11 protein-coding genes are annotated in these 12,238 nt (G+C 29.0%); 10 read left to right on the forward strand and 1 reads right to left on the reverse strand.

The genetic code is table 11. The annotated features are described in order from the left end of the window. Positions 1 to 103: 103 nt before the first annotated feature. The 10 genes from Q0K19_RS04470 to Q0K19_RS04515 all read left to right on the forward strand — a co-directional run bounded on the left by Q0K19_RS04470 (position 104) and on the right by Q0K19_RS04515 (position 11,135). Positions 104 to 2,032 (forward strand): chemotaxis protein, encoded by a 1,929-nt coding sequence (locus Q0K19_RS04470; protein WP_297245752.1) that lies wholly within the window; start codon positions 104 to 106, stop codon positions 2,030 to 2,032. A 24-nt stretch (positions 2,033 to 2,056) separates the two neighbouring features. After that, positions 2,057 to 2,320 (forward strand): anti-anti-sigma factor, encoded by a 264-nt coding sequence (locus Q0K19_RS04475; RefSeq protein ID WP_297245754.1) that lies wholly within the window; start codon positions 2,057 to 2,059, stop codon positions 2,318 to 2,320. Between the two features lie 19 nt (positions 2,321 to 2,339). Next, a complete protein-coding gene (locus Q0K19_RS04480; RefSeq protein WP_008725288.1) occupies positions 2,340 to 2,708 on the forward strand; it encodes a response regulator in 369 nt (122 codons plus the stop codon). A gap of 54 nt (positions 2,709 to 2,762) precedes the next feature. Further along, on the forward strand, positions 2,763 to 4,940 hold the full coding sequence (locus Q0K19_RS04485; RefSeq protein ID WP_297245756.1) for a chemotaxis protein CheA: 2,178 nt from the start codon (positions 2,763 to 2,765) through the stop codon (positions 4,938 to 4,940). Positions 4,941 to 4,951: 11 nt separating this feature from the next. Further along, entirely contained in the window at positions 4,952 to 5,482 is a 531-nt protein-coding gene (locus tag Q0K19_RS04490) for a chemotaxis protein CheW (protein WP_014487936.1), read from the forward strand. 18 nt (positions 5,483 to 5,500) lie between these two features. Next, positions 5,501 to 6,352, forward strand: coding sequence for a protein-glutamate O-methyltransferase CheR (locus Q0K19_RS04495; protein ID WP_014487937.1), 852 nt, complete (start codon positions 5,501 to 5,503; stop codon positions 6,350 to 6,352). Between the two features lie 16 nt (positions 6,353 to 6,368). Next, entirely contained in the window at positions 6,369 to 6,962 is a 594-nt protein-coding gene (locus Q0K19_RS04500) for a chemotaxis protein CheD (RefSeq protein ID WP_012670039.1), read from the forward strand. A 24-nt stretch (positions 6,963 to 6,986) separates the two neighbouring features. After that, on the forward strand, positions 6,987 to 8,120 hold the full coding sequence (locus tag Q0K19_RS04505) for a chemotaxis response regulator protein-glutamate methylesterase (protein WP_297245760.1): 1,134 nt from the start codon (positions 6,987 to 6,989) through the stop codon (positions 8,118 to 8,120). Position 8,121: 1 nt separating this feature from the next. Next, positions 8,122 to 8,937 (forward strand): hypothetical protein, encoded by an 816-nt coding sequence (locus Q0K19_RS04510; RefSeq protein WP_297245763.1) that lies wholly within the window; start codon positions 8,122 to 8,124, stop codon positions 8,935 to 8,937. 110 nt (positions 8,938 to 9,047) lie between these two features. After that, positions 9,048 to 11,135, forward strand: coding sequence for a glutamine synthetase III (locus tag Q0K19_RS04515; RefSeq protein ID WP_297245765.1), 2,088 nt, complete (start codon positions 9,048 to 9,050; stop codon positions 11,133 to 11,135). Between the two features lie 61 nt (positions 11,136 to 11,196). On the opposite strand, the gene Q0K19_RS04520 is transcribed toward Q0K19_RS04515, so the two are convergent. Then, a complete protein-coding gene (locus tag Q0K19_RS04520; RefSeq protein WP_297245767.1) occupies positions 11,197 to 12,231 on the reverse strand; it encodes a WYL domain-containing protein in 1,035 nt (344 codons plus the stop codon). Between the last annotated feature and the right edge of the window lie 7 nt (positions 12,232 to 12,238).

Raw genomic sequence — 12,238 nt, forward strand, 5'->3', positions numbered from 1 at the left:
AAAATTATAGTGTAATAAAAATTTTACTTGCAAAAAGCAATAATAAATGTTATATTTATAACGTGATATATAATTTTTTTAGAATGTTGGGAAATTATAAAAAGTGGCAGCAACTATTATAGACAATAATATAAGGCAGGATATCCTTGACTATTCTGCAATATTGGAAACAACTGTAAAGGATATTAACTCTTTCCTTGAAGAAGTTGGAAGAGTATATAGCTTTATAGGTGAAAAATTTCCTATGATTGAACAGGAAATGAAAAATGAAAACGAAAAAGCTAATAAGCTGCTTTCATATTTTACCAATAAAGAAAAAGGAGAAAAAAACTTCTCTAATGATTTAGATGAAAACCAAGAAGATTTTTTTAGATCCTTTGATAGAATGCAAAGTTTTATATCACAAGACAATGAACTTTCTGATTCCTTAGTAGAAGACGTTGGCAGAACAAGTAATATTATGGATTCCATAGAGCAAATTAGGATGCTTGCTGACCAAATTAAAGTTTATTCATTGAATGCCATTATCATATCTTCTAAATATGGTGCCGGCGGTAAAGCTTTTGGAGAAATATCCAAAAATATAATCAAAATGTCTGAAACATCAAATGAACAGGCAGATCAAATGAATAGAATCGGTAAGGAATTATTTGTAAGGTTCGAGTCATTTAAAACTGAAATATTAAAAACAAATGAATTGCAAAGACAGAATTTTACAATTATGAGAGAGCAGCTCGATAAAGAGCATAATAACATGGTTAATTCCTTTGCAGTATTCTCTAATATAATATCAGATATAATATCAAGAGTTGATAATACTTATGATTTTATATTTGAAGTAATGATGGTTCTTCCTCGTGAGGATATAGTAAGACAGCAGACAGAACATATAATAGAGTCTATGAATTCGATAGTTTATGAAAATAGAAATTTCATTGAATTTTATGGAAAAGAAGTAGAAACTATGGATGCTGCCGATCTTGAAAAAGAAGAAAATCAAAGTTTGGAGCATAAACTTCTTGACTTACTTACTTTTGATGATGTTGTTTTAACTTTAATAATAGAAAACTTTAAATCAATACATGAGGAAATTGACCTTACAAACTCAGATATTTATAAAAGTTTGAAAGGTTTAAAAGATGCTTTAACAGATATTACATTAGATAGAACTACTATAGTTGAATATATGATTGGAGGCGAAAGCGGTAAATCAGAGTTTCCTTTCACAGTTTCAGAGTCTTTGTTTAATGAGTATATGGGTTTCATTAAACTTTATTTGGAAAACTTCAAATTGTTTTTAACTAATAAATATAGAATATCCGACAGCAATATAGCTATCATAGACTCAATAGAAGAATTGGAAAGTATGTTCTTAGAAACAAAAAATATTGCTAAAACATTTAACTCTATTAACTTTTTAGCTAAAATAGAACTTGAAAAGAATAGTGATATATTTAATAATTCACAAACTTTCTCTATAGAAAGTGTTGAATCAATAGCTACTAACATTACAGAAACAGTAGATGGATGTTTAGAGCAGTTCCATAATATTAAATCAGCTATTTTCAGTTCAATTAATAAATTTAAATCTAATATTAATCAGCAGTCAAGCGAGCATTCTTTTATAGAATCTATGACAGACAGTGTAAGTAAACGTTTAGATGAATCAAAATATATCATTAATAATAACATAAAAAGATTAGATAGTTATGCTGATGAATTATTTGGACTTATAGACAAAACCCTAATAGATTTAAGTTCATTAAGTACATTGCTTACAAAGATTAATGAAATAATAGAAATCTTTAACAGTATGAGAAATGTTATAAGAGATAAGAAAAATGAATATTATAATTTATTAGGTATAGAAAATTGGAAAATAGAAAGTGATAAATATTTGGATATAGTTAATTCTTATACAATAAAGAAAGAAAGAGCTATTGCTAATAGTATTTTATCTGGAGAAGATGCGCCTAATGTCGATATAAGTATAGATGTAGGTGCTGACAGCGGCGATTTTACTATGTTTTAATAAAAGTAATGGAGGTATTTATTTATGTCAGTTATAGAGATAAATGATAATCTTAATATAAGAACTATGAGTAAATATTTTAAGAATGTCATAAAAAGTGCTAATTATAACGAAGATATGACTGTAAAATTTAATTGTGAGGGTGATGCCCATGTAGATTTAGCAGGACTTCAAATACTGTATGCTATGAAAAAAGAACTTGCTAAAAATCAAAAAAACCTTATAGTAGAAGGTATGGATAATTTGTTTGTAGAATATTTAAATATAATTAATGATAAAAATAATTAATGATTAAGAGGTTAAATCTATGGCTAAAACAATACTAATTGTAGACGATTCTAATACAGCTAGAGCATCTGTTGAATATACTTTGAAGAAAGGCAGCTATACTGTAGTGTCTGCAGATGATGGTACTACAGGATTAGAGGTTCTTGGTAAAACACCAAATGTTGATATGATAATAACAGACCTTAACATGCCAAAAATGGACGGTATAGAGTTTATTAAGCATGTAAGAAAAGTAGATCAGCATAAATATACCCCTATTCTAATGCTTACAACAGAATCTCAAGATGAGAAAAAAATGGAGGGTAAAGCTGCAGGTGCTAGTGGTTGGCTAGTAAAGCCATTTAACCCGACTCAGCTTTTAGATGTAGTAAAACGTTTTTTAAATTGATTTCTAACCATCTTATTTTATATAATAAGGATTTTATAAAGGTAGAGGTGCTATATGTTTGATAGTGATGAATTTATTTCGATATTCCTAAGTGAAGCCAATGAAATTGTAGAAGGTCTTGAAAACGATCTTGTTTTGTTGGAAGATAATAAAAGTGATGAAGATCTTTTAAATAAAATATTTAGAAGTGCTCACACTCTTAAATCTTCAGCAGGTACAGTTGGCTTTACAACTATGAGTGAGTTAAACCACGTTGCTGAAAACTTATTAGAAAAAGTTAGAAGCGGTAAGTTGGATGTTACTCCTCAAATGATTACAGTATTATTAGAGTTCTTAGATACTGTAAAATTAATGCTGCAAAATATTGTAGATGGTAAAAGTGAAACTGAAGGTGTTACTAATATAGATTCACTAAAAGCTAAAATAAAAGCTATAGCTGACGGTAATGATGTAAGTACTGCAGCAGCTGCACCAAAAGCATCTCCTGAACCCAAAAAAGAAGAGCCTAAGAAAGAAGAGGCTAAAGCAACAGAAACTAAACCTGAAGAGAAAAAGGAAGATACAAAAGCTGAATCATCTTCTGCTTCAGGAGGAGAAAATTCATTCCATATCGAAATGGGATTTAAAGCTACTATTTTTGATAATGGTATAGACCCTCTTATGTTCTTGAACGACCTTAGAGCTATAGGTACTATTAGCAACTTGAAAATAGAATGTAATAGCTTACCTACTATCTTAAATCTTGAAGATCCTTATGTTTGTTATACTCAGTTCTCTTTAGATTTTGAAACTAATGCTCCTGAAGAACAAGTTCAGAATATTTTCTTATTTGTAATAGATGATAATGATATTAATATTATAAATACTAAAGCTGAAATAAAAGATGATGAGGAAGCAAATAAAGCTCCTGAAGCTAAAGAAGAACAGCCAGCAAAAGAAGAAGCTAAAGAAGAAACTGCTTCTAAACCTGAAGAAAAGCCTGCAGAAACAGCTGCAGCTGCTAGTAAACCTGCTGCTGCTCCTAAAACTGGCACAAAAGTTCAGGCGCCTTCAACAGTAAGGGTTGATACAAGAAAATTAGACAGCTTAATGAACTTAATCGGAGAGCTTGTTATAGCACAGTCAAGAATAATGCAGCTTACTCAAAGTTTGGATATAGATAATGGACTTAAAGAAGCTGTAAGTTCAATGGATAGAACTTCCAGACAAATACAAGAAGAAGTTATGAATATCCGAATGATGCCTATTGGTCCTATATTTACTCAGTTCCATAGATATGTTAGGGACTTGAATTTAGAATTAAACAAAGAAGTAAAACTAGTTCTTAAAGGTGAAACTACAGAAATAGATAAAAATATGTTAGAGCAGTTATCTGACCCTCTTAAACATATTATAAGAAACTCTATGGACCATGGTATAGAGAAAACAAAAGAAGAAAGAATAGCAAGAGGTAAGCCTGAATATGGTACAATAACAATGTCTGCTGCTCACCAAGAAGGACATGTTGTTATAGAAGTATCAGATGATGGTAATGGATTGAATAAAGAAAAAATCTTTAATAAAGCCGTTGAAAAAGGACTCCTTTCAAAAGATGGCAAATATTCTGATATAGAAATATACAGAACTATTTTCTCTCCTGGTCTTTCTACTGCTGAAAAAATAACTGACATATCAGGAAGAGGTGTTGGTATGGATGTTGTTAGAGCTAACGTAGAAAAGATGAAAGGTAAAATAGAAATTAAATCTGCTGAAGGTCAAGGCAGTACATTTATAATTAAATTACCTTTAACATTGGCTATTATTGAAGGTATTACTTTTGCTTTAGGTAAGCAAATATACATAATGCCTTTGATTTCAATTATAGAGCAAATAAAAGTAAAAAATGAACAGGTAAAACCTTTTGAAGGCAAAGGTGAAATGATAAAAATCAGAGATGAGTATTTACCTTTGATTAGATTGCATAAAGTATTTGAAATAGATACGCAAGTTGAAAATATAGACGATGGTATAGTTGTAGTTGTTGAAGCTGGATATAGAAAATGTGCTATATTTGTTGATGAGCTTTTGGATCAGCAGCAAGTAGTTATTAAATCTTTAGATTCAGCATTCAGTAAACATGCAGGAATAGCCGGAGGTACTATACTTGGAGACGGAAGAATAGCCCTTATTATAGATATACAAGGACTAGTTAATATGTCTTTACAAGGAAAAATCAATAACGGCGTTAAATAAAGGATTGTAATATGTTAGATAATCAAAAAATAAATGCAGCTAATATACCTCAGGTTGGAGGTACATCTTTAGAACATGATGAAAACATTTCTATTGAACCTAGTCAGCAATTTTTAGTGTTTAAAATCGATAATGAAGAATATGCTCTTGATGTATTGAGTATTGAAGGTATTGTAGGTGTAACTAATATAACTCCTGTTCCTGGAAGCCCTAAATTTATGAGAGGTCTTATGAATTTAAGAGGCAATATTCTTCATATCGTTGATATAAGAATAAGATTCGGTTTAGATAGAAGAGATGATCATTCTATTGAAGATGATGTTATTATAGTTATATCTACTACTAATAGAAAATTTGGTATATTGGCAGATATGGTAAGTGATGTTATTACAGTTTATGAAAGCCAGATGACAGAAACTCCTATTGATAATATGAGAGGACTTCAAATTTCTAATGTTATTAGATTGGAAAATAAGATTATTATGGTTCTTCCTATAGAAGAAATCATAAAATCTAATGAAACTACCAATCAAACAGTATAATATCATTGAGGTATAAAAATGGAAGATATGAATGAGCATATGCCGGCTCTGAGTGATGCTGAGTTTAATGAATTAGTTAAAATTATTTATGACAAAACTAGAATACAAATGACTAGCCATAAAAGGGCTCTAGTAACCTCTAGATTAAGTAAGAGATTAAGGGCCTTAAAAATGGACTCTTTTAGGGAGTATATAGATTTTGTTAAGAATGCTAAAGATGAAGAATTAACTAATTTTGTTAATGCTGTTACCACAAACAAAACTGACTTTTTCAGGGAAAATAAGCATTTTGAGTATATGAAGAGCACATTTCTTCCAGATTGGGAAAAGAATTTTAAAGCCGGCAAAGTAAAAAATCTTAGAATATGGTCTGCAGCATGTTCAACTGGAGAAGAACCCTACACTATTCAAATGACTTTGCATGAATATTTTGGTGCTAATTATGATAAATATGATATAAAGGTTTTAGCCAGCGATATAGATACAAATGTATTGGCACATGGCAGAGCTGGTATTTATAAAGAAGAATCTGTTGAACCAATACAAGAAAATATATTAAGAAAATATTTTTTGAAAGGTACAGGTGATAAAGAAGGATTATACAAAGTTAAAGATATTTTGAAAAAGAATCTATTTTTTAGACAATTAAATTTCAAAGATGAAGATTTTGATATTCATACACAATTCGATTTGATATTTTGCAGGAATGTTATTATTTATTTTGATAAAGAATTCCAAAAGGAATTATTTAATAAATTTCATAGATATTTGAAAGAAGACAGTTTAGTATTTATAGGACATTCAGAAACATTGTTTGGAGTGTCAGATAAATTTAAATATGTAGCAAGCAATATTTATAAAAAGATTTAACTAGGGGTGTATAATAATGATTGATTTTCCAGCAGCGGCCAATAGCAATTTTAAGAGAATCACAATATATATAGGTGGTTATTATGCTTCAAAAGAACCTGCTGTAATAAAAACAGTTCTAGGCAGTTGTATATCTGTATGCCTGTTTGAGAATAAATTAAAATTCGGAGGTATGAATCACTTTATGCTTCCTGAAATGAGAGAATGGGAAAATCCGGCTGAAGATTATAATAATACTAGATACGGTGTTTTTGCAATGGAGGTTCTTATAAACGAAATCATTAAATTAGGCGGTAAAAAAGAAAACCTCACAGCCAAAATATTCGGAGGCGGACATGTACTCTCAGGTATGACTAGCAATATTCTTCAAGTACCTGATAAGAACATACAATTTGCTAAAAAATTTTTGGCAGATGAAAAAATACCTATAGTAAGTGAGGATATAGGAGGTTCTTGGCCTAGAAAAGTATTCTTCTTCAATACCGAAAATAGAGTGCTTATGAAAAAACTAGAAGGTAAAACTAAAGAGTTCTCAGCTGAACAGGAAATTAAATATTCTAAAAATTTACAGCATAAACTTGAAGAAAAATCAGACATTACTTTGTTTTAATATATTAATAATTAAGGATTTTATATGGCTACAAAAATTAAAGTATTAGCTATTGATGATAGCGCATTAATAAGACAGTTGCTTACTAAAATTGTAAACTCAGACCCTGCATTAGAAATGGTAGGAACTGCAGCAAATCCAATTTTAGCTGAAAATAAGGTCAAAAATCTTAAACCTGACATTATTACGTTAGATATTGAAATGCCGGAAATGGATGGTATTACATATCTCAAAAAGCTTATGCTTAACAACCCTATTCCTGTAATAATGTTTAGTTCTCTTTTGGATAAACATAGAGAATTAGCTTTAGATGCTTTAAATATTGGAGCTTTTGATTATGTTATAAAACCTTCTGCAAATGTTAGAGATGGTGTAGAAGAATTAGCTACAGATTTAGTTGAAAAAATTAAAAATGCTTATGCAAACAGAGCTAAGTTTTATAGAAAACATGGTGTTACAGTTCCAACAGAACCTGTTGCAGCTACAGAAAGAAGTTCTATTAGCTTAGAAGCACCAAAAACAGCTGGATTCAAAGTTTATCAAAAAAATACTGCAGATATCATACTTCCTCTTACTCCTTCAAGAGAAACTCCTATGGATAAAATCATTCTTATAGGTTCTTCAACAGGAGGTACAGAGGCTTTAATAGAATGTCTTAAAAATGTTACTCCTTCTGCTCCTCCTATAGTTATTGCTCAGCATATGCCTGAACACTTTACTACTTCATTTGCTAAAAGATTAAATAGTATTCTTAAAATAGATGTATTTGAATCTGAAGACGGTATGAGTGTTGGAAGAGGACAAGCTGTATTAGCAAGAGGTGCTAAGCATACTATGATTAAAGTTAGAGGCGGTAAATATTACATAGAAGTAAGAGATGGTGAGCCTGTTACAAGACATAAACCTTCTGTAGATGTACTTTTCAGAAGCGGTGCCGTTTATGCTAAAAACAAAGCTATCGGAATAATACTTACAGGTATGGGTGATGACGGTGCTAATGGTATGAAAGAAATGAAAGATGCAGGTGCTTACAATATCGCTCAAAATGAAGAAACTTGTACAGTTTTCGGAATGCCTAGAGAAGCAATCGCAAGAGGCGGTGTTGATGAGGTTTTACCATTAGATAAAATACTTGCTGCTGCTCTAAAAAGAGTATAAAATGGATAATAATATAGATTTATATGAATATATAAATAGATGGGTAAGCGGATTTAAAGCTTACCCATATTATAAAATAGAAAAAAAATTGGATTTCATATCCAAATTAATATCTTCTCATAAGCAGTTCAATAATATTTCTATTATTCCTACTGGTTCAAAAAGAAATAGAACAGATATAAACTATATGGAATATTTAAATGTATTTTTAATATTAGATGATACAACTAATACAGCTGATACTAGAAAATTTAAATCTTCTATTTTAGAATTAATTAAAAATAATGATTTATATTCAAATAAGGTTAATGTTACATCGTCATCTTTAATTTTAGAATACGAAAGTGAAAAAATTGTATTAATACCTTCATTCAAAAATTTAGATAATAATGTAGAGGGTGCTTTAGTTACAAATAATAATGAAAAAAATGAAATTTTCTATCCTAAACTAGATAATAGGAATTTTGATAAAAAAGAACATGATTGTGGGGCTAATTTTATCAATTTAATAAAATTATTTAAGAATTTATTCTTGGCTTTTTCTGCCGAAATTAAATACATTAATGAATTAACTCCTGCTATAACAGAAGCACTTATTTGGAATTTACCAAATGAATATTTTCAATTCAAAGATTATACTGATGCTATATTAAAAGCTCTTGACTATATTTATCAAAGAATAGCTAGTGATGATTATATGTCTCTTTCTGAAATCAATGATATAAAAGTACTATTTTCATCTAGAAATAATATGGACAGGAAAGAATTATTAAAAGCATTGTACAAATTAAAACAATTTATACATGAAAATATATAAAATTCTAATTTTTTTCTCATAACTTCTAATAGTAATATTGAATTAATTTAAAGTAATGATATAATAGTTCTAATTTTTTATAATAAATTTCTTAGGGAGAAATATATAAAATGAAAAAAATACCAGAAATTTTTGGTAGTATGGTTTTTAATGATAATGTAATGAAGGATAAACTTCCTAAAGACATTTATAAAAAACTCATAAAAACCATAAAAAATGGAGAGCGTTTAAATTTAGAAGTTGCCAATGTAGTAGCTCATGCTATGAAAGAATGGGCTATAGAAAAAGGTGCTACTCATTTTACCCATTGGTTTCAGCCTATGACAGGAATAACAGCTGAGAAACATACAAGCTTTATTACTCAAACCGATGACGGTTCCATCCGTATGGAATTCACAGGTAAAGAATTAGTTCAGGGTGAGCCTGATGCTTCTAGTTTCCCTTCAGGAGGGCTTAGAGCTACATTTGAAGCTAGAGGATACACCGCTTGGGATCCTACATCTTATGCTTTCATAAAAGATGATACATTATGCATTCCTAGTGCCTTTTGTTCGTATAGCGGAGAATCTTTAGACAAGAAGACTCCCCTACTTCGTTCTATGGAAGTTATAGAAAAAGAAGCAAAAAGAATATTGAAATTATTCGGCTATAATGATGTCAATAGAGTATTTACTACTGTAGGTGCTGAACAAGAATATTTCTTAATAGACAGAGATCTATATTTACAAAGACCTGATTTAAGATATTGTAAAAGAACATTGTTTGGTGCTTGTCCTCCTAAAGGTCAGGAATTAGAGGATCATTATTTCGGGGCTATTAAACCTAGAGTTCTTGCTTTTATGAAAGAACTTGATCATGAGCTTTGGAAACTTGGAATAGTTGCTAAAACAGAACATAATGAAGCTGCTCCAGGACAATATGAATTGGCTCCTGAATTTACAGTTACAAATATGGCTACAGATCAGAACCAGATCACTATGGAGCTTATGAAAGTAATAGCTGAAAAACATAATTTGGCATGCATACTTCATGAAAAACCTTTTACAGGAGTAAATGGAAGCGGTAAACATAATAACTGGTCTATCGCTACAGATACAGGATTAAACTTGCTAGATCCGGGAGATAATCCTTCTAAAAATAAAAGATTTTTATTGTTTTTAGTTGCTATACTAAAAGCAGTTGATGAATATCAGGATCTTTTAAGAATAACTACTGCTAGTGCTAGTAATGATCATAGACTCGGTGCTGCTGAGGCTCCTCCTGCTATTATATCTATATTTCTTGGAGATGATATTACAGAGATACTTGAATCTTTGGAAAGCTCTAAAAAATATAAAGGAAAAGAAAAAGTTGAAATGGAAATGGGGGTTAATTCTTTAGCAAGATTAACTAAAGATACAACTGATAGAAATAGAACTTCTCCTTTGGCATTTACTGGAAATAAATTTGAATTTAGAATGGTTGGATCAAGTCTTTCTGTATCAGGTCCTAATATTATTTTAAATACTATAGTAGCTGAAGCATTATCACAGTTTGCTGATATTTTAGAAAAATCTGATAACTTAGAAAAAGATATCGATGAGTTAATAAGAGAAACTTTCAAAAAACATAAAAGAATAGTATATAATGGAAACAACTATTCTAATGAATGGGTTAAAGAAGCAGAAAAGAGAGGTTTATTTAATTTAAAAACTACTCCTGAAGCATTGCCTCATTTCATATCTAAAAAGAATATTGAAGTATTAACTAAACATAAAGTTTTAACAGAAGCAGAAATACATTCAAGATATGAAATAAGTATGGAAGAGTATGTTAAAGAAATTAATATAGAGACCTTAACATTAATAGATATGGTGCATAAACAAATACTTCCATACTCAATAGAATATGTTGGCGAGCTTGCAAATACAGCTGATAAAAAAAGAAATTTAAAATTAAAATTTGATGTTGAAAAAAAGTTAATTAATAAACTCAATGATTTAATCAAAGATCTTGATTCTAAATTAGAAAAATTAGAAGGATATACTGCAGAAGCTAAGAAAATTAATGATATAGCTAAATCAGCAAAATTCTCAAGAGATAAAATATTTGCTTGTTTAGAAGATATGAGAGTTACAATAGATGAGTTAGAAAGAACAGTATCAAAAAAATATTGGAAACTTCCAACTTACGGTGATATGCTATACAGTTTATCATAAAGTAAAATATAACAAAGGGCATAGATTATATAATTTATGCCCTTTTATTTTTTTACTTATTTTATTTATTTTCTTCATTTTTTTCATTCATAATATATAAAGAATAGTTTAAATGCTCTATAAGTTCATCATTAAATTTTTTGGGTGATATTATCTTGAAAGAACTAAGCCAAGGACTTACAAATATTCTAAACTCTGTAAATGATGAAAAATCAAAATTAACTATTATAGAACCGTCTTCTAATTCTTTTTTTATTTTTTGATTGAATCCATAATCTCTATTCTTAAAATAGTGAGAGACATCTGAATTAAAATGAATAGTAGTTTTTATTAATTCATTATCACTCCAATATATACTTCTTTTCTTCTCTATTAATTTTATTAATTTTTCTCTGTATTCAATTCTATTTTTATGTTCCTTGTCATATTCTTCTTTTTCTTTATTACTATTGAACTTTAATTTTTGTATTATTTCTATGTTAGATATATTGCTTATAGAATAAGTTTTTATCTTTTGATGTTTATGATCATAAGCAACTAAATACCATATACCCTGAAAATAATAAATGAGGTACGCTATGGCTTTAACTTTATAATTTATATTGCTGCTTTGAATATAATAATCAAACCTAATATCATTCAAATCTTTAACACATGAAAGTAATTTTTCTATATTTTCACTATCACCGGATATATTATTTATATCATTATTTGAAATTACAATAACATCATAATACTCATTGTCCACATTTTGAGGTAATAATTTTGATATTGTTGAATGAGGTATAAGAGATAAATTTGAACTTATCTTTTTCATAAATACAGAAAATAGTATATCCACATTATTTTTTAGATTATCATTATCAAAAATAAGTCCCTTTTTTAATTTTTTTAAATCTTCTTTTTTTGTGGTATATCTGTCATTTTCTAAAATCAAATCTATTTGTAAATATTTCTCTATCTCTTCTATATCTCTTTGGAATGTTCTTAAAGACATATGATTAGAATTCATAAGTTTATTTTTATCTATAAATCCGTCTAATATCAATGAAGTATACAATCCAAACAATCTCTCAAATTTCTTTTTATCTGACATACTATAT

The organism is uncultured Brachyspira sp. (genome assembly GCF_944393015.1).
Classification (GTDB): Bacteria; Spirochaetota; Brachyspiria; order Brachyspirales; family Brachyspiraceae; genus Brachyspira.

Excerpts from the sequence above, each read along its gene's own strand:
- Q0K19_RS04475 (WP_297245754.1), top strand. The coding sequence starts at position 2,057 with ATGTCAGTTATAGAGATAAATGATAATCTTAATATAAGAACTATGAGT.
- Q0K19_RS04480 (WP_008725288.1), top strand. The coding sequence starts at position 2,340 with ATGGCTAAAACAATACTAATTGTAGACGATTCTAATACAGCTAGAGCA.
- Q0K19_RS04485 (WP_297245756.1), top strand. The coding sequence starts at position 2,763 with ATGTTTGATAGTGATGAATTTATTTCGATATTCCTAAGTGAAGCCAAT.
- Q0K19_RS04490 (WP_014487936.1), top strand. The coding sequence starts at position 4,952 with ATGTTAGATAATCAAAAAATAAATGCAGCTAATATACCTCAGGTTGGA.
- Q0K19_RS04495 (WP_014487937.1), top strand. The coding sequence starts at position 5,501 with ATGGAAGATATGAATGAGCATATGCCGGCTCTGAGTGATGCTGAGTTT.
- Q0K19_RS04500 (WP_012670039.1), top strand. The coding sequence starts at position 6,369 with ATGATTGATTTTCCAGCAGCGGCCAATAGCAATTTTAAGAGAATCACA.
- Q0K19_RS04505 (WP_297245760.1), top strand. The coding sequence starts at position 6,987 with ATGGCTACAAAAATTAAAGTATTAGCTATTGATGATAGCGCATTAATA.
- Q0K19_RS04510 (WP_297245763.1), top strand. The coding sequence starts at position 8,122 with ATGGATAATAATATAGATTTATATGAATATATAAATAGATGGGTAAGC.
- Q0K19_RS04515 (WP_297245765.1), top strand. The coding sequence starts at position 9,048 with ATGAAAAAAATACCAGAAATTTTTGGTAGTATGGTTTTTAATGATAAT.
- Q0K19_RS04520 (WP_297245767.1), bottom strand. The coding sequence starts at position 12,231 with ATGTCAGATAAAAAGAAATTTGAGAGATTGTTTGGATTGTATACTTCA.